Here is a 20,733-nt window from a genome sequence, read left to right on the forward strand (position 1 = left end):
CGAAACTCCAGGGCTGCCCGCAGCAATCGTCGAGGAGGCGTCGGGGGGACATGACGGGGAGAGGCCGGAATTTGCGCGAGCAGATTCCGGGTGAGGGGGACTCTCCGCGAGTCCAGCTCCCCGCGTCCCCGCGGAGATTCCCCCTCACCCAACGCTCCCCGCAAGCGGGGAGAGGGAGAAGAGATCCTATCGCAGCTCACCCCGGATCATATCCGCCGCCTTCTCCCCGATCATGATGGTCGGCGCATTGGTGTTGCCGCCGATCAGGGTCGGCATGATCGAGGCGTCGACGACGCGCAAGGCGTCGACGCCGTGCACCTTCAGCGCCGGATCGACCACGGCCATCGCATCCGTTCCCATCTTGCAGGTGCCGACCGGGTGATAGACGGTGTCGACGCGCTCGCGCAGGATGGCGCGGATGTCGTCGTCGGTCTTCACGTTCGCCGTGAACATGTCGCGCTTCTGCAGCGCGCGCAGCGCCGGCGTTTCCATCAGGCGGCGCGTGGTCTTGAAGCCCGCGACCAGGGTCTCGAGATCGTCGTCCTCGCCGAGAAAATTCGGATCGATCATCGGCGCGGCGAGCGGGTCGGCGCTTTTCAGCCAGACGCTGCCGCGGCTCTTCGGCCTGAGCAGGCAGACATGGCATGAGAAACCCGCCTGCTTGTGCTTCTTGCGGCCGTGGTCGTCCAGCATCGCGATGACGAAGTGCAACTGGATGTCCGGAACGTCGAGGTCGGGCCGGGTTTTCAGGAAGCCGCCGCATTCGGCGAAATTGGTGGTCATCAGGCCGCGCCGTTCGCGGCGGTATTGCTGGATGGCGCGGAGCAGGGACGGCAGCCGGCCGAGCGAGGCGTGAACGAAGTGCGGATAGTCGGAGGCGTAGACGAACACGAAATCCGGATGGTCCTGCAGGTTGTGCCCGACGCCCGGCAGATGATGCACGACGCCGATGCCGTGCGCACGGAGTGCATCGCCGTCGCCGATACCCGACAGCATCAGCAATTGCGGGGACTGGAAGGCGCCGGAGGCGAGGATCACCTCGCGGCGGGCGCGCAGCCGCTTGGTCTGCCTGCCCTGCACATATTCGATGCCGACCGCGCGGCCTCCTTCGAACAGGATCTTCGTGGCGTGCGCGCCGGTCTCGACGCGCAGATTGGCGCGCTTGTCCATGTGGGGCTGCACATAGGCGCGCGCCGCGCTCCAGCGCTCGCCATTGTGCTGCGTCGCCTGGTAGCTGCCGAGGCCTTCATGGTCCTCGCCATTGAAGTCCTCGCGGATGCGAAACTGCGCCTCGCGCGCGGCCTGATGGAAGACGTCATGGAGCGGATTGTCCGTGCGCAGCCTGTTGACATGCAGCGGGCCGCCCTTGCCGTGATATTCGCCGTCGAAATCGGCGTTGTTCTCCGAGCGCTTGAAATAGGGCAGCACGTCGGCATACGACCAGCCGACGTTGCCGAGCGTAGCCCAGTGGTCGTAGTCCCGTTTGTGGCCGCGGATGTAGACCATGGCGTTGATCGCCGAGGAGCCGCCGAGGCCCTTGCCGCGTGGCTGATAGCCGATACGGCCGTTCAATCCCTTCTGCGGCACGGTATCAAAGGCCCAGTTGGCTGCACTGTATGGCAAGGCGAGCCCGAACGGCGTGGTGATCCGCCAAGTGTCGTTGCGTCCGCCGGCATCGAGCAGCGCGACCGATGTCCCCGCATCCTCCGACAGCCGCCCCGCCACGGTGCAGCCGCCCGAGCCCGCGCCCACGACGACGAAATCGAATGTGTCCGTCAATTTAGTTTCCCCCCATTGTCGTCCTTCCGGGGCGATGCGGAGCATCGAGCCCGGAATCCATTTGGCCGCATTGTGATTGTGAGATGGATTCTCAGGTGCGCAATTGCGCACCATAGCTCGCCTCTTCGAGGCGCCCCGGAATCAGCTACGACATGAACCGCATCAATTTCTCCAGCCGCGCGACCTTGCCGCCATAGGGCGGATAGAGGTCGGCGAGGCGGTTGAACTTGGAGCGATAGAACACCGGCTTCAGCTTGCTGAAGGTGCGAAAGCCCCATTCGCCGTGATAGGCGCCGGTGCCGGACGCGCCGACGCCGCCCATCGGCTGGTTGATCTGCGTGAAGTGAAACAGGCAGTCGTTGATGGTGACGCCGCCGGAGACGGTGCGCGCCAGCACCTCGTCGCGCGCGGCATCGTCCTTGCCGAACCAGTACAGCGCCAGCGGCCGGTCGCGATGGTTGATGAAGGCGATGGCATCAGTGCGGTCGCGCGTGCCGAGAATGGGGAGCACCGGCCCAAAAATCTCCTCCTGCATCACCGCCATCGCTGCGGTCGCACCGACGATCAGCGTCGGCGGGAATTTGCGGTGCGCCTTCCAGTTCGGATCGTCCGCCACTGCCGGCTGCAGGATTGTTGCGCCGCGCTGCGCCGCATCGGCGACCAGGGCTTCGAGCCGCGCATAATGCCGGTCCGAGACGATCGAGGTGTAGTCCTTGTTGGAGGGATCGGTGCCGAACATCCGCCGCATCTGGGCGCGCACCTTCTCGGCAAAGGCCTGCAGGGATGGCTCCGGCACCAGCACGTAATCCGGCGCGATGCAGGTCTGCCCGGCATTGAGCAGCTTGCCGTAGGCGATGCGCTCGGCCGCTTCATCAAGGTCGGCCGAGGCGTCGATGATTGCGGGCGACTTGCCGCCGAGCTCCAGCGTGACCGGCGTCAAATTGCGTCCCGCGGCTTCCGCGACCAGCCGCCCGACCCGGGTCGAGCCGGTGAACACGAGGTGATCGAACGGCAGGCGCGCAAAGGCCTCGGCGATCTCGCCCTCGATGCCGGTGACGAGCAACTCGGCCACATCGAACCTCGTGGCGATCGTTTCCTTCAGCAGGGCTGCGAAATGCGGCGTCAGTTCGCTCGGCTTGATGAGGACGCGGTTGCCGGCGGCGAGCGCGCCGATCGCGGGCGCGAGCGTGAGCTGGAGCGGATAATTCCACGGCGCGATGATGCCGACGACGCCGAGCGGCTGCGGCATCAGCCGGTTGCGGGCGGGGAGGAATTGCAGCGCGGTCGCGACCCGCTGCGGCGCCATCCAGGCCTTCAGGTGTTTGGTGGCGTGCCGGATCTCGGAGAACAGCAGCATGGTCTCGGCGATGGTGGTCTCGACCGCCGAGCGGTGGCCGAAATCGGCAGAGATCGCCTGCCGGAAGCGCTCCTCGTTGTCGGCGACGACGCTGCGCAGCCGCGCCAGCCGGTCGAGCCGCTCGGCAAGGCCGGGTGCCGACTCGTCCCGCGACCGCGCGACCATGGCTCGGAAGGCCTCCTCCAACGCTCCGACCGGGGCGCTCGTCAGGGATTCGTCCACGGCGTTCCTCCCTCGAGGGCGCGTTTTCTGCTTAATCTTGTTGCCGCAAGCTGGCCCTTTGTGGAACTTCTGGCAAGAGCGCAGGGAATGCAGCGGAAATCGGTCGATTCCCCTGTCATAAAGTCGAAAAAAACGTCCCCGCAGCCCTTTCCAAAGCCAGCCCGCCTTGATACATACGCCCCGCACCCGATGGGCACTGCCCCGGGGTTGCCTTCCAAGGAAGCCTTTGGGACGGACTGGAAAAGCCACGCGAACAGCGCCGGCCTCAACCGACCGTCCCCGGGATTTAACCGAAGGCATGCAAGTGTTTAACGCGGGGTGGAGCAGCCCGGTAGCTCGTCAGGCTCATAACCTGAAGGTCATAGGTTCAAATCCTATCCCCGCAACCAAATTCGGATTTGATCGGATCCGATACGAAAATGGCCCGCTTGATGCGGGCCATTTTTGTTTGTGAAACAGCTGCGCGTGCCGCAGCCCGTACAGAGCATGATGGGCCAGCGCTCCACTGGCGCGCTTGCCGCGCGCAGCAGCGCGCGTTCGGCCGAACAGCACGGCAATTGAAGGAACGCAATATCGATCCTCGCGTCATCGTTATTGCCGGACCCGTCCAGCACTTGCTTTCCGGCGGTCATTCGGAAGGCTAGTCCCATGAAATTCGAGGATTTCGACGCCGCCGATGTACAGGCGGCGGAAGCGCGGATTTTCATCCGCCGGGCTGGTTCGGGGCCGGCGCTTCTCCTGCTGCACGGGTTTCCCGAGACGCATCTAATGTGGCGAGACGTTGCGCCCTTGCTCGCGCAAGACTTCACCGTGATCTGCGCCGATCTTCGCGGATATGGGCGCAGCGCTTGTCCGCCCTCCAGTCCGGACCACGCGCCATATTCGAAACGGGCGATGGCAAAGGACATGGCGTCCATCATGACGAGGCTCGGCTTCGACCGCTTCTCGGTTGCGGGCCATGATCGCGGTGGCCGTGTCGCCTATCGGCTTGCGCTCGACCATGGCGAACGTGTGGAGCGGCTCGCCGTCCTCGACGTCGTTCCGATCGCTGATGCCTGGGAGCGCGCCGACAAGAAACTGGCGGTCGGCTACTGGCCCTGGTCATTGCTCGCGCAGCCTGAACCTCTCCCAGAGCGGCTCTTGTCCGCTGCCCCCGATGCCGTCGTCGACAATGCGCTCGATGGCTGGGGGTCTCAAGCAGACAGTTTCAGTCCGGCCGTCCGGACAGCCTATGTCGAGGCGTTGCGCGATGAGGCGCATGTTCACGCGATCTGCGAGGAATATCGCGCGGCTGCGACGATCGATCACGAGCACGATCTTGCGGATCGCCATTCCGGCCGCCGGATCGAGTGCCCTGTCCTGGTGCTCTGGAGCGGCCGCGGCCCGTTGAACTCCTGGTATGCGAGCGAGGGCGGTCCCCTGGGGGTATGGCGGACCTGGGCCGATGACGTGCAAGGAAAGCCGCTCGATGGTGGACACTTCTTCCCCGAGGAGCTTCCGCAGCAGACTGCGGGCGCACTGAACCGATTTTTCGGCAGGCTGTAGGCAGCGATGAACTGCCGCGGTAGCGCCACGGCGGTTCACGGTGGCGACGGCGGGAGGCCCACTTGCGGTGCGGCGGGAAACAAAACGCCCGCAGCTGTCGCTCGCGGGCGTTGATGACCTTGTTGAATGAGCCGAGTGGTCGGAAGCTCACTCCCTGTACGGGCAGACCATCGTCAAATTGAGCAGCGTCGGCGTGTTCGAGCCCTTCTTGTACTCCCACTCCAACCGGATCTCATGCCGGTGGGCATAGGCGTCGTTCGGCCCGTGGACGATGATGTTGGTCTTCATCGGGATCGGCGGCTCGGAGTTGAAGCACTTCCGCACGCAGGCATCGAGCAGGTCGCACCGGGTCAGCGGGATAACGCCGGGCTCATCTTTGGACAGCGGGACCGTGTTCGGCTGGGTGCTGAGGTCGAGACGCGCCCGGCCCTTCTCCTTATGCCAGTACTTGGCGCTGCCCTGCGGCCACTTCGACGGCGGGTTCAGGATCAGGTGGTACTGGCCGTATTCCAAGGTCGGCAGGTCGATGTCTTCGGAAGCCTTGAGCTTGGCGACGCTCTTCTTCATGTTTGCCAGAGGGTAGTAATTGCTGTTCATCAAGTCTCGAAATGCCTTGCCGCTATATGTCCTGCCGCCCATCGCCTTGTCCTTCGATATGATCCAACCAATCAGGGTGACCTGCAGCCCAGAAAAGCTCGTTGGCTAAACGAAAGCCCTCGGCGCCCCCAGAACGCGCGGCCCCACGTTCGCGCGCGTAAACGCTACCATCTGAAATTGTGTTTCGTCCAGAGAGAGGCCTGCTGGTGATGCAGCCATGCTTGCGTGCAAGTTCGATTGCCATGAATCTTCCGATAGGTAATCTTGCGTCAGGCTCCTCGCGAGCGCCGATCGAAGGACGGTGCTGCGACTTTTGAAGGCACGGAAATGCATTGTGCCGCGTGTCAGTCGGCGATCGACCCAGGCGACAGCTGGTGCTCCAAGTGCGGGGTGGCCGTGCGGCGCTCCGAACCAGAGAGCGAACGGCGGTTCGTGACGATTCTCCGTGCCGATGTCGTGGATTCGACCGGGCTCGTTGCCGATCTCGATCCGGAGGCGGCGGTCTCGCGCCTGGAGCCGGCGTTGGCTGCGATGAGAGGCGCGGTACGTCAGTTCGGAGGCATCGTCAGCAAGGAGTTGGGCGACGGGCTCTCTGCGGTGTTTGGTGCTCCGATCGCTGACGACAATCATGCGCCGCTGGCCTGCCACGCGGCGATCGAGTTGGTCCGGCGTGTTGCCGGTCTCGGTGACCCCGGCCTTCAGGTTCGGGTGGGTCTCCACTCCGGCCATGTCGTTGCCTATATGGTCGCCAGCGAGTTTTCCAAGGTCTACGAGATTGGCGGGGCGGCCCAGCACCTGGCCGCCCGGCTGGAGGCGGCGGCCGAGGCGAATCAGATCTACGTGTCGAAGGCCTGCCAGGAGCTTGCCGAAGGGCACGTCCGATTCGAGTTTCTGGGTGACAAGCCGCTGCGCGGCTTCAATCAGTCCGTGCCGGTCTATCGGATCGTTGGGGCCAGCGATCTGTCGAGCTGGCGGGTACGGCGTGCGCGCAGCGTCTCGCGATTCGTCGATCGGACGACCGAGCGCGCGTTGCTGGCCCGTGCGGTCGAGAGCGCCGGAACGGGCCGGCAGACGGTTCTGCTGCTGGGCGATGCCGGTATCGGCAAATCGCGGCTCGCGCACGAATTTGTCCAGGAGCTCAGGCCTCACGGTTGGCGCCTGATCGACGCCGAGTGCAGCCCGAACCTCCAGGGGGCGCCGTTCAGCACGCTCAAGCGGCTCCTGCTCTCGGCGCTGGAGTCGGTCGCCAAGGAGCCCGGCAGCCCCCCAGATCCCCGGAACGATCTGGTTGAGATTCAGCGTTGCGCCCTTGACGCGGTGCTCGATCTGCCGATTGCGGATCCGCAATGGAATCAGCTCGAGCCTCACGCCCGGGGACGTGCGATTTCCGAGGTCAGCTGCGCCATCGTCGAGGGTATCGCCCGTCGCCAGCCAACGGTTCTCCTAATCGAGGACCTGCACTGGATCGACCGGGCCAGCGATACGATCATGGCGACGATCGCTTCGCTTCAGGTGCCGGGCCTTCTCGTCCTCCTCACATCCAGGCCAAACGGCATGCCGGTCTGGATTGCGCGCTGCCGCGCCGAGATCGTTGCGATGCAGCCTCTCGACGATCATTCAGGACTGGCCATGCTGGCCGACATGCTCGGTCCCTCTACGGCGAATGACGATCTGAAGAATCGGATCATTTCGCACACGGCCAATGTCCCTCTGTTCATCGAGGAAGTCTGCCGCGGGCTTCGGGATAGCGGTACACTCCATGGCCAATGGGGCGATCTCGCGCTGATGCGTCCGATCGAGGAGCTCGGCATTCCCTCGAGTATTCAGGGCGTCATTGCAGCGCGGCTGGATCGGGTGTCGCGGCAGGAGCGGTCGGTCCTACAGGTAGCGGCTGCGCTGGGCCCGCGATCGAGCGTGGCGATGCTGCGCACGCTCCTTGAGCTGCGCGAGGATACGCTGCAGGATTGTCTCGCGTCGCTTGATCGCGCCGAACTGCTGGTGAGGATCGACAGCGACTTGGGCGATGTAGTCGAGTTCCGGCACGAGATGGTCCGTCAGGTGACCTATGATTCCATGGTCGAAAAGGTGCGCGAAGGCATTCACGCGCGCATTCTTGCGAGGCTGGAGAGCGACGGGGCGGGCGCGGATGAGCCCGATGCTCTGTGCTATCACGCGGTGCGCGCCCGCGATTGGCTCAAGGCCTTCGGCCACGGCAGGAGCGCGGGTCGAAAATGCTTGAGCCGCTCGGCATTTTCGGACGCGGCCAGCTACTTCGAGATCGCGATGGGCTCGCTCGACAAGACGCCGATGGCGCCTGTGCGGGAGACGGATGCCATCGATTTGCGGATGGAAGCTCGTGCGGCATTCATCGCGTCCGGCCAGGTGACCGAGTGGCTGGATCTCGGAAAGGAGGCCGAGCGGCGGGCGGGAGCGATCGATGACATCGGACGCAAGGTCGCCGCCATGACGGTCAGGGCCGGCGCACAGAACTTCTTCGGAGCGCCGGTCGAAGCCGTCGCGGTTTCCGAGGAAGTGGTGCGGCTCGCCGAAGAGTGGGGCAATGCGGGGTGGCTTAACCTCGCGCGATACGGTCTCGGACAGGCCTATTTCCTCGCCGGCCGCTATCGCGAAGCAGGGCAGATGTTGGCCGTCGCTCACGCCCAATTGGAGGGACCGCAAGCGAGCGCCCCGATCGGCACGACCCCGCGATCCCTCCTCCTCCTCTGCTGCATGATGAACAGCATCACCCACACCGTCATGGGTGAGCTCGCCGCCGCCGAGCAGCTCCAGCAACAGGCCGCCGAGATCGCCGAGGAGACCGGCCGTCCCTACGACCGCGTCGCCGCCGCCTATAGCGGCGGCTGGCTGAAGCTTGGTCAGAACGATCCCACGGCGGCCGCTGCCATTCTCGAAGACGGCTTTGTGCTGGCGCAGAAGCACGGCATCCGGCTGTTCGTGCCGGTGCTCGCCTGCCACCTCGGCATGGCCTATCTGGAGCAGGGGCTGTTCGACCGGGCGCGCGGCATGCTGACCGAGGCGCGCGAGGAGGCGAAGGCGGTCGGCTATACCTCGGCGGTGCTGCGCAGCTCGATCTACCTGGCGCTCGCGACCTGGCGTCTCGGCGATGTTCAGGCGGCGCAGAACATGTTGCGCGAAGCGCGCAACACCGCCCGCCAGCAGGGGTTTTCAGGTCTCGAGGCCGAAGCCCTGTTCGGCGAGGCCGTGGTGACGCCTGTCGCCAGCGAGAACGGCAAGGCGGCCGTCCTCGCGTCCTTGCGCGGGGCAATCGCGATCGCGTCCGAAAGCGGCGCGCTGCCGCTGCAGCGCAAGGCCGAGGCAATGCTGGCCGGGATGCTGGCGCGCGGCGGCGAGTTGATCTGAGGCCGCTCCTGGCCGGCACCGACTGTCGCCGCGGAAGCGTGGGGGAGCCGACATGTCAAAAAAATCTCGCACGTGCACAATGGGTTAGCTACTGTGCATGGGGTTGTTTTTCGATATTTTGATTGGGCGCCGGGTCCGGGCGGCCGCGGGGCAGCCCGCTCAGCGCAATGACGAGCGGTTGCACGGAGGCCCAGCTGGGCTAACGTCGGCACCAGCCGCAGCGCTAGGTGACTTTTGAGAGATTCTTTTTAGCATTCCATTTTGCCGGCGCCGCGATGGCGCGACGCCCAGCGAGAGAGGCGGGGCCATGCTCACCCGGGACCAGTCAGCTCTGTTGTCGCCGGTCGAGCGCGACCTGCGGCTCGATCTCTTCCGCGGCATCGGCCTGTGGATGATCTTCCTCGACCACATCCCGCATGACGTCGTGGCCTGGCTGACCTTGCGCAATTTCGGCTTCAGCGACGCCGCCGAGTTCTTCGTTTTCATCTCGGGCTACCTGGTCGGCTGGATCTACGGGCCGATCGTCGCCGGCGGCTGGTTTCTTGCCGCGGTGAAGCGGCTGTGGCGTCGCGCGGCCGAATTGTATGTCGCGCACATCATGCTGTTCCTGCTGTTCACGGCGCAGATCGCCCGCACCGCGCGCCGCTTCGACAATCCGATGTATCAGCACGAATTCAATGTGTTCAACTTCCTGTCGCATCCGGACGAGCTGATCGGGCAGGCGATCGTACTGAAGTACAAGCCGGTCAATCTCGACGTGCTGCCGCTCTACATCGTGCTGGTGCTGGCCGCGCCGTTCGTCGTGTGGTGCCTGGTGCGCCGGCCGAACCTGACGCTCGCCGGCTCCGTGGTGCTCTACGTGCTGTCGCGCTGGTTCGACTGGAACATCGCCTCCTATCCGACCGGCACGACCTGGTACTTCAACCCGTTCTGCTGGCAGCTGATGTTCGTGTTCGCTGCCTGGTGCGGCATCGGCCAGATCGACAAGATTGCCGGATGGGTGTGGTCGAAGGCGACGATGGGGCTGGCCGCGGTCTGGCTGGTCTTCGCGCTGCTGATCGTGATGACCTGGCACGTCCCCGCGCTCGAGGCGTTGATCCCGAGATCGATGATCAAGGCGATCTACCCGATCGACAAAACCGATCTCGACATGCTGCGCTTCACGCATTTCCTGGCGCTGGCGATCTGGGTGACCCATTTCATCTCGCGCAAATGGCGGGCGCTGCATTCGACATGGCTGCGGCCCGTCATCCTCTGCGGCCAGCATTCACTGCCGATCTTCTGCCTCGGCGTGTTCCTATCGTTCTCGGCGCACTGGATCCTGACCCAGTACACCAAGGGCGTCTGGGAGCAGCTCGCCGTCTCCATCGTTGGCATCGTCATCATGATCGGCGCGGCCTGGCTGCTCGACCGCGCCAAGCGCGTGCCGAACCTGTTCGTGAAGGTGACCGAGGTCGAGGAGGACGAGGCGGCCCTGGACAACAGCGCGCCGGCGACGACCGCCGCCGCCGCGCCAGCGGCGCATTGAGCATCGCCAGCCGAATGTCTCGTGGAGAAGTCCAACGGAGGAGCCCATGTCCAGACGTGTGTTGACGATCGCAGGCGTCCTCCTGCTCCTGGTCTGCGGCGCCTCCGCGGAAGGACCCGCACCCGAGGCGATGACCGCGGCCCGCAAGCTCATCCTCACCTTGAGGATCGCGGACCAGTATCGCGCGCAGTTGCCGCAGCTCCTGCTCAGGCTCCGGCCGGTGGTCGCGCAGGACAGGCCGGAGATCGAGCGGGACTATGACGCGATGACGGCGCCCGGCTCCGAGATCTACGCCCCGCTGCTGGCAACGATGATCGACCAGGTCGCGGCGCTCTACGCCCAGAGCTTCAGCGTGGACGAGTTGCGCCAGATCGAGGCGTTCTATGCCCAGCCGGCCGGGAAGAAGTACTTGGAGAAATCGGATGCGCTGGCGCAGGCGAGTGCGCAAATCAGCCAGGACGTTAGCCAGAAGGCCGTCGACGAATTGAAGCAGCGCCTGATCGAGGCGCTGCGCCAGAAGGGCCACAAGCTTTAAGGCTCCGGCGCGCCTCACGCCAGAAACGCGCGAAACCTCCGCAGCGCGATCACGAAGAAGACGCCGCCGATCACGGCGAGCGCGGCAAGCTGCGGCCACACCGCCTCCAGGCCCGCCCCGCGGAACAGGATCGCCTGTGCCAGCATCACGAAATGGGTGTTGGGCGCCGCCAGCATGATGTCCTGGACGAATTGCGGCATGCTCTCCCGCGGCGTCATGCTGCCCGACAGGGTTTGCAGCGGCAGCAGGATCATGATCAGCAGCATGCCGAACTGCGGCATCGATCCGGCGACGGTCGCAAGAAAGATGCCCATGCTGGTGGTGGCAAACAGCTGCAGCGCGGCGCCGACGAGAAACAGCGCCAGCGAGCCGTCGATCGTGACTTGCAGCCATCCCTTCACGACGAAGGCGATCGACAGCGCCGAGGCGACCAGCACCACCGCGCCCATCGACCAGACCTTGCTCACCATGATCTCCAGCGGCGTGACCGGCATCACCAGGAGGTGCTCGATCGTGCCGTGCTCGCGCTCGCGGATCAGCGCCGCGCCGGTCAGGATGATCGAGAGCATGGTGATCGAGGTGATCACATGGTCGATGGCGCCGAACCAGGATTTCTTCAGCTCCGGATTGAACCGTGCCCGCAGCGCCAGCTCGATCGGCACGGTCTGGGCATCGCGCGTGCGCGCCAGGAACTCGGCGATTTCCGCGCTGACGATCTGCTCGATATAACCGCCGCCGTTAAACGCCTGCGAGATCCGCGTCGCATCGACATTGAGCTGGATGCTGGGCGATTTGCGCGCCAAGAGGTCGCGCTGGAAGTCGGGCGGGATGTCGAGGGCGAAGGTGTCGAGGCCGGCGTCCATCCTGCGGTCCATCTCGTATTGCGAGATCAGGCGCGGCTCGGAGAAATAGGGCGGCGTGAACGCCATCCCGATCCTGGTCGAGACCGGCGAATGGTCCTCGTCGACGATGGCGATCGCGGCGTGGTTCAGGGTTTCGGGCAGCGCCTTGGCGCCGGCATAAACCGCCAGCGTGAAGGAATACACGATCAGCACGAGCAGCATGGGGTCGCGGACGAGGCCGCGCAATTCCTTGATGCCGAGCTGGAGCACGTTGTCGATGCGCATGGTCAGCGGGCCTGTTTCTTCAGCAGCATCGTGCCGACGATCACCAGGACCGGGACCATGATGGCGAGCGCCAGGAGATCGTTGTGGAGGGTGTCGAACGCCAGGCCCTTGGAGAAGGTGCCGCGCGAGATCGTGACGAAATAAGTGGTGGGATAAAGCCGTCCGATCAGCGCGCCTGCTCCCTGGAGGGATGAAACCGGGTCGATCAGCCCGGAATATTGGATGGCCGGAATCAGCGTGATCAGCACCGTGCCGAACAGGGCCGCGATCTGGCTGTTCATGAAGGCCGAGATCACCATCCCCATGCCGGTCGTCGCCGTGACGTAGAGCAGCGCGGCCAGCGCATAGGTCGAAAAGCTCCCGGTGAACGGCACCCGGAAGACCGCGAGGGCAAAGCCGACGAGGAGCAGGAAATTGCCGAAGGCCAGCACGACATAGGGCAGCTGCGTGCCGAGCAAGAATTCCAGCCGCGTCACCGGCGTCACGTAGAAATTGACGATCGATCCGAGCTCCTTCTCGCGCACCACCGCCAGCGCGGCGAGCACCGCCGGAATCATCACCAGCAGCAGCGGGATGATGCCCGGCGCCATGGCGACCACGCTGATGACGTCCGGATTGTAGCGGTAGCGCACCTGGAGCTGGTAGGTGCCGGCGACCGCCGCCTCGCCATAGAGCTCGCGGCCTTTCTGCGCGAGCCAGCTGGCGTGGATCGCCTGGGCGTAGGAGCGCAGCGTCTCGGCCCGCGTCGGATTGGCGCCGTCGACCCAGGCGCCGATCTCGACATGGCGGCCGCGGCTGACGTCGCGGCCGAAGCCCGGCGGCAGCTCGATGGCGAGGCCGATCTCGCCGGCGCGCATGCGGCGGTCGAGATCGGCATAGTCGGTGATCGGCGATTTCTCGGTGAAATAGCGCGAGCCGGCGATCTGGAGGCTGTAGTCGCGGCTGATCGTGCTGTCGTCGCGATCGAGCACGGCGAAGGTCAGGTTCTCGACGTCCATGCTGATGCCGTAGCCGAGCACGAACAATAGTAGCACGCTGCCGAGGATCGCGAGCGTGGCGCGGATCGGATCGCGCCGCAGCTCGAGCGCCTCGCGCCGGGAATAGGCGAGCATGCGCGTTGCATTGAATGCGGCTGTGCGCCGGGCGGGCGGCGCGGCGGCTGCCGGTGCGGGCGCCCGTAAGGCGGCCGCCGGCCGGCTGGCCGGCTCCGTCGTGTCCGCGATCGCCTCTTCCAGGCAGGCGATGAAGGCCTGCTCCAGCGTCGCGGTGCCGCGCGCCGCCACGATCGCCGCAGGCGTGTCCGACGTCAGCACCTTGCCGGCATGCATCAGCGAGATCCGGTCGCAGCGCTCGGCCTCGTTCATGAAATGGGTCGAGACGAAGATGGTGACGTTGTCCTTGCGGGACAGCTCGGCGAGGATCTGCCAGAAGCGGTCGCGGGCGACCGGATCGACGCCCGAGGTCGGCTCGTCGAGGATGAGGATGTCGGGCGCATGGATCAGGGCGACCGCCAGCGACAGCCGCTGCCGCAGCCCGAGCGGCAACGCATCGGGCAGAGAATCGGCGACCTCGGCGAGATCGAACCGGGCGATCATCTCGTCGATGCGCGCGGTGATGGTCTCCGCCGGCAGCTCGAACAGCCGCGCATGCAGATCGAGATTTTGCGCGACCGTGAGCTCCGAATAGAGCGAGAAGCCCTGCGACATGTAGCCGATGCGCCGCCGCACCGACATGTCGCCGGCATCGATGGTGTTGCCGAACAGCCGCGCGGTGCCTTGGCTGACCGGCAAGAGGCCGGTGAGCATCTTCATGGTCGTGGTCTTGCCGCATCCGTTCGAGCCGAGAAAGCCGAAGATCTCGCCCTTCCTGATGCGGAAGCTGACGTCGTCGACGGCCACGAAGCCGTTGAACCGCCGGGTCAGGTGGTCGGCCTCGATCGCGATCTCGTCATGGTCCTCGCCGCGCGGCGGGATGACGACGCCGGCATGATCGCCGCGATCGGCTTCGGGCAAGAGACGGATGAAGGCCTCATCGAGCGTATCGGCGCCGGTCTGCCGCTTGAGCGCGGCGGGCGTTGCGGTCGCCAGCACGCGGCCGGCATTCATCGCGACCAGAAAATCGAACTGAGCGGCCTCTTCCATGTAGGCGGTCGACACGATCACGCTCATGCCGGGCCGGCTTTGGCGGATCGAGGCGATCAATTCCCAGAATTGGCGGCGCGACAACGGATCGACGCCGGTGGTCGGCTCGTCCAGGATCAGGAGCTCGGGATCGTGAATCAGCGCGCAGCACAGGCCGACCTTCTGCTTCATGCCGCCGGAGAGTTTTGCGGCCGGCCGGTCGGCGAAGGGCGTCAGCCCGGTGTCGCGCAGCAGGCCGGCGATCCGTCTGTTTCGCTCCGCCTTGTCGTGTCCGAACAGGCGGCCGAAGAAGTCGATGTTCTCGAACACCGACAGCGTCGGATACAGGTTCTTGCCGAGCCCCTGCGGCATGTAGGCGATGTCGGGGCACACGTTGCGGCGGTGGCGCGCGCTCGCCATGTCGCCGCCGAGCACGTGGACATGCCCCTGCTGGATCGCGCGGGCGCCGGCGATCAGCGAGAGCAGGCTGGATTTGCCGACACCGTCGGGCCCAATCAGTCCGACCATGCAGCCGGATGGAAGGTCGAGGGTGATGGCTTCCAGTGCGCGGGTCTTGCCGAAGCTCAAGCCCACGTCGTCGAGATGCACCACGCTGCCGCGCCCGGCAGGCAGCTCGGCTGCGGCCCTCGTGCTCATCTCGTCAGCTTGATGTTGAGATTGCCTGGCCATTGCGCGGCCGGATCGAGCTGCACATAGGCCATGCCCGGCAGGCCGGTCTTCACCTGCTCGATGTGCTGGCGCAGCAGCTCGGGCGCGACATGCGCCTTGATGCGGAACATCAGCTTCTGGCGTTCCTCCTCGGTCTCGACGGTCTTCGGCGTGAATTGCGCGACGTCGGCGACGAAAGTCGCCTTGGCGGGGATCACGTATTGCGGAATGGCGTCGAGCACGAGACGGACGTCGGCGCCGATCGCGACCCGGCCGGCAGCGGCCGTCGGCAGGAAGAACGTCATGTAGACGTCGCCGAGATCGACCATGTTGAGGACGCGGCCGCCGGCGGCGAGCACCTCGCCGGGCTGCGACACGCGATATTGCACGCGACCGTCGCGCGGCGCCTTCAGCACGCTGTCATTGAGGTCGGCATTGATGCTTTCGATCGCGGCCCTTGCCGCGTCGACGGCGGCGCCGGCGTCGATCACCATGGCGCGGGCGGAACTGATCGCAGCCTCGGATGCCGCGACCTGAGCGTGGGACGCGGCCAGCGCCGCCTTTGCCGTGGCGTTGGCGGAGCGGTCGTCGTCCAGGACCTGCTGCGCCACCGCACTCGTCTTGATCAATTGCTCGGAGCGGTCGAGCTTGCGGCTCGTGGTGTCGAGCTGGGCGACGCGCTGGTCGACCACGGCCTCCGCGGCCTTGCGTTCGGCCTCGCGCTGGTTCACCAGGCTCTTCGCGGTCTCGACATTGATCGCGGCGCGCTGCAGCTGCGCCTCGGCCTGGCGGCGCTGCGCCTGCAATTGCTCGGTGTCCATGCGCGCCAGCACCTGGCCCGCGCGGACGAAGTCGCCTTCGCCAACCAGGATCTCGCGGATCCGGCCCGGCGTCTTGGTCGCGATGTCGATTTCGACCGCTTCGATGCGGCCGTTGCCGCGGGCGAAGCCTGCCGGCAGGGTGTTGGTATCGCGGTGCTGCCAATAATAGTAGGCGCCACCTGCAACGAGGACGGCGATCGCGGCGATGACGCGACCCGGAGTGAAGTTCATCTGTTCAAAACGCCGTGCGGCGGCGCCCATTGTGAGAGACATGCGCCCGGCCGCTGATCGCGCGAAGGGCGGCCTCAACATTGCAGCGAATTTTGCATCGCAACTTGATGCAGATCAGATGGCGGCGCGAGGCGTCCTTGCCTCTATTTTGGGCTGCGCGGCGTCGTTGCCGCTCGTCCGCCCAGATGGATCAAGCGGACGAGCGGGCTTGCTGAACGGATTGCGATCGGCTCGATCCCCGCCGCCTCACTTCAGGCAGCCGCCATCCTTCAGCGGGCGACGCCCTCGGTCTCCCACCATTTGCGGGCGATGGTGGAGGCGACGTCGGGCTTGTTGAGAACGTCGGCCGAAACCATGTCGATCGGCTTGCCGAACATCCGGCCGCCGAAATCCTCGATCGCCAGCTTGGTCGCCTCGACATTGCCCATGCCGCCAATGTCGGAATAGACGGAGGAGAGGTTGGAGAGCACTCCGATCTTGAGCGGCGCCTGCTGGGCGAGGGATGGATTGATTGCGAACGATGCGAGCCCGGCCGCGAAGGCGGCAAGCACAATAGTCCGGCACATGGCATTTCGTTTGAATTTATAGTTGGTGCGCCGGTTCAGATTGCCTCGGCGAAATTGCAATTCTTGCGTGACGGCGCCGCGCATGCGAGCCGAATTGACGCGGCCCATCGCGCCGACTAGGTTTCGCGCAAACATCAAAAGCCCGCGAATGCAACGGCCTGGCCAAGCTCCGCGGATATCCGGCAGATTGCCAATTCAGGGGACGGAAATGACCGCAGACATTGCAGCCACCATTTCGAAGGCGCGCGAGCATTCCATCGGCGATCTGCTGCGCCGCTCGGCGGGACGCGAGCCGGACAAGCTCGCGGTGAGCTGCGGCGACGTGAGCTGGAGCTTTGCCGAGATGGATGCGATCTGCAACCGGCTCGGCCGCGGCTTGCTCGGCCTCGGCGCCAGCAAGGGCGATCGCATCGCGGTGCTGTCGCGCAATTCGCACGCCTTCGCCGCGCTGCGCTTTGCGGTGGCGCGGATCGGCGCCGTGCTGGTGCCGATCAATTTCATGCTCAATCCGGACGAGATCAATTTCATCCTGAAGAGCTCCGGGGCGAAGCTGCTCGCGGCCGGTCCCGATTTCGTCGAGCCCGCGCGCGCAGCCAGCGCCAAGGATTGCGCGGTCGAGAACATGATCTGGCTGCCGGGTGAGGATCCTGCGACCGCGCCCGCGGGCCTCACCACCTTCGACGATCTGCTTGATGCCGACGGCTCGTTCCTCGAAGCGTCGGTCGACAGCCGCGATCTCGCCCAGATCGTCTACACCTCAGGCACGGAATCCCTGCCCAAGGGCGCGATGCTGACCCATGAAGCCGTGATGTGGCAGTATGTCAGCTGCATCATCGACGGCGGCATGAGCGTGGAGGACAGGTTCCTGCACGCGCTGCCGCTCTATCACTGCGCCCAGCTTGACGTGTTCCTGGGACCGCAAATCTATCTCGGCGCCTCCGGCGTCATCACCGGCAAGCCGACGGCCGACAACATTCTGGCGCTGATCCAGGCGCACAAGATCACGTCCTTCTTCGCGCCGCCGACGATCTGGATCGCGATGCTGCGCTCGCCGAACTTCGACAAGACCGATCTGTCGACCCTGCAGAAGGGCTATTACGGCGCCTCGATCATGCCGGTGGAAGTCCTGCTCGAGCTTCAGCGTCGCCTGCCTGCCGTAAAATTCTGGAACTTCTACGGCCAGACCGAGATCGCGCCGCTCGCGACCGTGCTGCGGCCGGAAGACCAGCTCCGGAAAGCGGGTTCGGCCGGCAAGCCCGTGCTCAATGTCGAGACGCGCGTGGTCAACAATGCGATGGAGGACGTCAAGGTCGGCGAGGTAGGCGAGATCGTGCACCGCTCGCCGCATCTGCTGTCCGGCTATTACAACGATCCCGTGAAGACCGCGGCGGCGTTTGCCGGAGGCTGGTTTCACTCCGGCGATCTCGCCACCGTCGACGACGAGGGCCACATCACCGTGGTCGACCGCGTCAAGGACATGATCAAGACCGGCGGCGAGAATGTCGCGAGCCGCGAGGTCGAGGAGATGGTCTATCGCATTCCCGCCGTGTCGGAGGTCGCCGTGGTCGGCCTGCCGGATCCGCGCTGGATCGAGGCGGTGACGGCCATCGTCGTGGTCAAGAGCGGCGAAAAGCTCGACGAAGAAGCCGTCATCAAGCATTGCGCCGCCCAGATGGCGCATTTCAAGGTGCCCAAGCGCGTCATCTTCGTCGATGCCTTGCCGAAGAATCCGAGCGGCAAGCTGCTCAAGCGCGAGCTGCGCCAGCGCTTCGTCGGCGGCGAGACGCTGGACAAGGCTGTGCAGAAGAGCTTTGGCACCTGAGCGGGAGCGCTTCCCCGGACGCGCTGCGCCTGATGCAGCAGGGAAGCCATTTCGGCAAGATCGTGGTCGAGTTCGCCTAGCCGGCCTCGCCGGAAAGCTTCCGGACGTCGTCCGGGGTCTGTCCGAAGCGGCGGCGAAACGCGCGATGGAAATAGGAGACGTCGTGGAAACCCGCGAGCTGGGCGATCTCGATGATCTTGCGGGTGCGCATGGCGGGATTTCGAAGTAGCCGCTCGGCGCGCAGCAAGCGTTGCTCCAGCACGAAGCCGCTATAGGTGATGCCGGCCTGCTCGAACAGCAGCTGGATCGTACGTGGGCTGATTCGATGAGCGGCCGAAAGACCGGTGAGCGACAGTCCGGGGCTGTCCAGCTGCGCCAGGATCTCGGATTTGAGAGTCTCGAAGCGAGCTGCCGTAAGGCCGCGCATGCGGGCTTCTTCGGCGACATCGCCGCGGGCTCCGATCATCAGCACGGCGAGGTCGAACAGATGCTGCGACACCGCGTCGAGCTCTGCGGGTGCGAGCTTGCCGGCATGCGCTTGCGCAAGGTCGTAATACCTCAGGAACATCGACGTGATCGGATTGGCGCCGGAGATCGACTGCGCGATCAGGTCTTCGGCATTCGGGCATGCGCGCAGCAGCGCCTTGCGCGGCAGCAGCGCGGTCTGGAAATTGCCGTGCGCCGTCTGGGTGATATGGGCGCCTTTGATCGAGGGGTCGCCGATGGTGATGTCACCGGCGGCGATCTCCAGCGGGCGCTTTCCCATGGCTCCGCTCAACGCCGAATTGGGCGAGGTTGTAATCACCAATTCGTCGTTCGTCCCCAATGACACGAAAGACATTGGGGTGCCGAAGGAGGCCGAGAGCCTGATACGGGGAAGAATCGAAGGCACAATGGTCCGGTGGACTCGCCCGTCGCCGACCGGCACGAAATCGACGTTCGCCACCTGGCGACAGAACTGCTCGCGCCATCTTTCGTAGGCCGGACCGTTCGGATCGCCATCGAATGAGAGCTGAGGCTGGGTCATCGATCGCGGGAAGGTTGCCGTTTCATTGCGGTGAGCATTTTCGTCGGGGTCGCCGGGGGCGGCAACCAGAAAAACGCTGGATTGCGCGAAAAGCCACTCGCAACTGCGCGCTGAGCCAGCGACCAGGTGCCGCAGCCTGCTTGTGGGCGCAGATCGAAGGCGGACCCGTTGCGTCGCGACCTCCTGTACGGCGATGTCAAAGCTCAGTACTTCTTCACCGCCGCCCCGAACGCGAACCACAGCACCATCGACGCGAGGCCAAAGCCGCCAAGCAGCAGGAAGGTCGGCCCGTAGCCGATCCATTGTGCGATCCAGCCGCCGAGCGCGGGACTGAGGCTGGCGCCGACGCCCTGCACCGTGATCACGGCGCCCTGGCCGAGATTGATGCGACCGGTGCCGTTGAGTGCGCGCGCGACCATGCCGGGAACGGCGACCGTCTGCAGGCCGGTGCCGATGCCGTCGAGCACCTGCATCGGCACCACGCCCCACCATCCCGTGACGAAGAACGCCAGCACGCCGCGGATGGGCAGGAACATGAAGGAGATCAGGATGACCGGCCAGTAATTGCGCTTGCTCGCGGCCTTCATCGCGATCAGCGAGGTCACGATCATCACGCCCTGTGCGATCACCACGGTGGTTGCGACGAAGCTCGGGCCGTTGGCCTGTCCCTCGGCGACCGCTGCAAGCCCGTAGAGCGGGACGATCGCAGCATTGCCGAGATGGAACAGCGCGAGCGCCAGCGCCAGCACCAGCAGGGCGCGGTGCTTGAGCAGCATCGTGAACGCGTCCGGCGCGCTGTCGGGATCGTCCTCCTTGCAGCCGCGCGCGGCGCGGTCGTCGATCGCCTTGGCAGGGATCATCAGCACGCAGGCGATTGCGATGGCGCCGAAGATTGCGGCCAGAACGAAGACGGCGACATAGCCGAACTTGTAGCCGAGATAGCCCGACAATGCCGCGCCGACCATGTTGCCGGCGTGGTTGAACGCCTGGTTGCGGCCGTTGAGCGCGTTGAAGCCCTTTTGTTTGGCGATGCCGAGCGTGATGCCCGTCACCGCCGGCACGATCGCGGCGCTCGCCAGCGATTGCGCGACCTGGGAGAACGTCACCGCCCAGAAATTCTGCGAGATGAGGATGATGGCGGAGGCGAGAACGACGCAGATGCCGGGAATGACGACCCACAGGCGCTTGTTGCGGCTGGAATCGATGAAGCCGCCGATCGGCGTCGTGACCAACATGCCGGCGACGTTTCCGATCGTCATCGCGGTGCCGATCAGCCCGGTCGCCCAGCCGCGCTCCTGGAGGAAGACGCCGACGAACGGGCCGATGCCAGACTGCATGTCGGCCATGAAGAAATTGAGCGCGAACAGAGGCCAGATACGGGACGGGGAGGGAGGCCGCGATGTCAT

At 65.2% G+C, this 20,733-nt stretch carries 13 protein-coding genes, 1 tRNA gene and 1 pseudogene; 6 read left to right on the top strand and 9 right to left on the bottom strand.

Translation table 11 applies throughout. From position 1 onward, the window contains the following. Nucleotides 1-186 precede the first annotated feature (186 nt). Together E4K64_RS34195 and E4K64_RS34200 are read right to left on the bottom strand one after the other, a co-directional pair. A complete protein-coding gene (locus tag E4K64_RS34195) occupies nucleotides 187-1,779 on the bottom strand; it encodes a GMC family oxidoreductase (protein ID WP_167772409.1) in 1,593 nt (530 codons plus the stop codon). 145 nt (nucleotides 1,780-1,924) lie between these two features. Next, entirely contained in the window at nucleotides 1,925-3,358 is a 1,434-nt protein-coding gene (locus E4K64_RS34200; protein ID WP_135167279.1) for a coniferyl aldehyde dehydrogenase, read from the bottom strand. 312 nt (nucleotides 3,359-3,670) lie between these two features. Between E4K64_RS34200 and E4K64_RS34205 the strand changes: the two genes are divergently transcribed. Together E4K64_RS34205 and E4K64_RS34210 are read left to right on the top strand one after the other, a co-directional pair. Continuing rightward, a tRNA-Met gene (locus tag E4K64_RS34205) sits at nucleotides 3,671-3,747 on the top strand. 259 nt (nucleotides 3,748-4,006) lie between these two features. Continuing rightward, nucleotides 4,007-4,903 carry an alpha/beta fold hydrolase gene (locus E4K64_RS34210; protein ID WP_135167280.1) on the top strand — a complete coding sequence of 299 codons (897 nt, stop codon included), beginning with the start codon at nucleotides 4,007-4,009 and terminating at the stop codon, nucleotides 4,901-4,903. Nucleotides 4,904-5,050: 147 nt separating this feature from the next. On the opposite strand, the gene E4K64_RS34215 is transcribed toward E4K64_RS34210, so the two are convergent. Continuing rightward, nucleotides 5,051-5,542 (bottom strand): hypothetical protein, encoded by a 492-nt coding sequence (locus E4K64_RS34215; RefSeq protein WP_135167281.1) that lies wholly within the window; start codon nucleotides 5,540-5,542, stop codon nucleotides 5,051-5,053. Between the two features lie 285 nt (nucleotides 5,543-5,827). Here E4K64_RS34215 and E4K64_RS34220 point away from each other — a divergent pair, with 285 nt between their 5' ends. From E4K64_RS34220 to E4K64_RS34230, 3 genes are all read left to right on the top strand, one after another. Next, complete coding sequence (locus E4K64_RS34220) at nucleotides 5,828-8,881, top strand: ATP-binding protein (RefSeq protein WP_135167282.1); 3,054 nt, start codon at nucleotides 5,828-5,830, stop codon at nucleotides 8,879-8,881. Nucleotides 8,882-9,188: 307 nt separating this feature from the next. Then, nucleotides 9,189-10,409 carry an OpgC domain-containing protein gene (locus E4K64_RS34225; RefSeq protein WP_135167283.1) on the top strand — a complete coding sequence of 407 codons (1,221 nt, stop codon included), beginning with the start codon at nucleotides 9,189-9,191 and terminating at the stop codon, nucleotides 10,407-10,409. A gap of 46 nt (nucleotides 10,410-10,455) precedes the next feature. Continuing rightward, complete coding sequence (locus E4K64_RS34230; RefSeq protein WP_135167284.1) at nucleotides 10,456-10,944, top strand: DUF2059 domain-containing protein; 489 nt, start codon at nucleotides 10,456-10,458, stop codon at nucleotides 10,942-10,944. Nucleotides 10,945-10,958: 14 nt separating this feature from the next. Here the strand turns inward: E4K64_RS34230 and E4K64_RS34235 are convergent, their stop codons facing one another. The 4 genes and pseudogenes from E4K64_RS34235 to E4K64_RS34250 all read right to left on the bottom strand — a co-directional run. Continuing rightward, nucleotides 10,959-12,071 (bottom strand): ABC transporter permease, encoded by a 1,113-nt coding sequence (locus tag E4K64_RS34235; RefSeq protein WP_135167285.1) that lies wholly within the window; start codon nucleotides 12,069-12,071, stop codon nucleotides 10,959-10,961. Nucleotides 12,072-12,073: 2 nt separating this feature from the next. Continuing rightward, the gene (gene rbbA, locus E4K64_RS34240) at nucleotides 12,074-14,848 is read right to left on the bottom strand and encodes a ribosome-associated ATPase/putative transporter RbbA (RefSeq protein WP_167772410.1); all 2,775 of its coding nucleotides are present in this window, start codon (nucleotides 14,846-14,848) and stop codon (nucleotides 12,074-12,076) included. Further along, nucleotides 14,845-15,912: an HlyD family secretion protein gene (locus E4K64_RS34245; RefSeq protein ID WP_135167304.1), complete on the bottom strand. Its 1,068-nt coding sequence runs from the start codon at nucleotides 15,910-15,912 to the stop codon at nucleotides 14,845-14,847. The genes rbbA and E4K64_RS34245 overlap by 4 nt, the downstream gene beginning before the upstream one ends. A 278-nt stretch (nucleotides 15,913-16,190) precedes the next feature. After that, a pseudogene (locus E4K64_RS34250) lies at nucleotides 16,191-16,478 on the bottom strand (ABC transporter substrate-binding protein); the annotation flags it as partial. A gap of 208 nt (nucleotides 16,479-16,686) precedes the next feature. Between E4K64_RS34250 and E4K64_RS34255 the strand changes: the two are divergent. Beyond that, the gene (locus E4K64_RS34255; protein ID WP_135167287.1) at nucleotides 16,687-18,300 is read left to right on the top strand and encodes an acyl-CoA synthetase; all 1,614 of its coding nucleotides are present in this window, start codon (nucleotides 16,687-16,689) and stop codon (nucleotides 18,298-18,300) included. A 76-nt stretch (nucleotides 18,301-18,376) separates the two neighbouring features. Here E4K64_RS34255 and E4K64_RS34260 read toward each other — a convergent pair whose 3' ends face one another. Continuing rightward, a complete protein-coding gene (locus E4K64_RS34260) occupies nucleotides 18,377-19,630 on the bottom strand; it encodes a helix-turn-helix domain-containing protein (RefSeq protein WP_235884869.1) in 1,254 nt (417 codons plus the stop codon). Beyond that, entirely contained in the window at nucleotides 19,531-20,733 is a 1,203-nt protein-coding gene (locus tag E4K64_RS34265; protein ID WP_135167288.1) for an MFS transporter, read from the bottom strand. Before E4K64_RS34265 ends, E4K64_RS34260 begins: the two co-directional genes overlap by 100 nt.

It is taken from the genome of Bradyrhizobium frederickii (assembly GCF_004570865.1).
Lineage (GTDB): Bacteria > Pseudomonadota > Alphaproteobacteria > Rhizobiales > Xanthobacteraceae > Bradyrhizobium > Bradyrhizobium frederickii.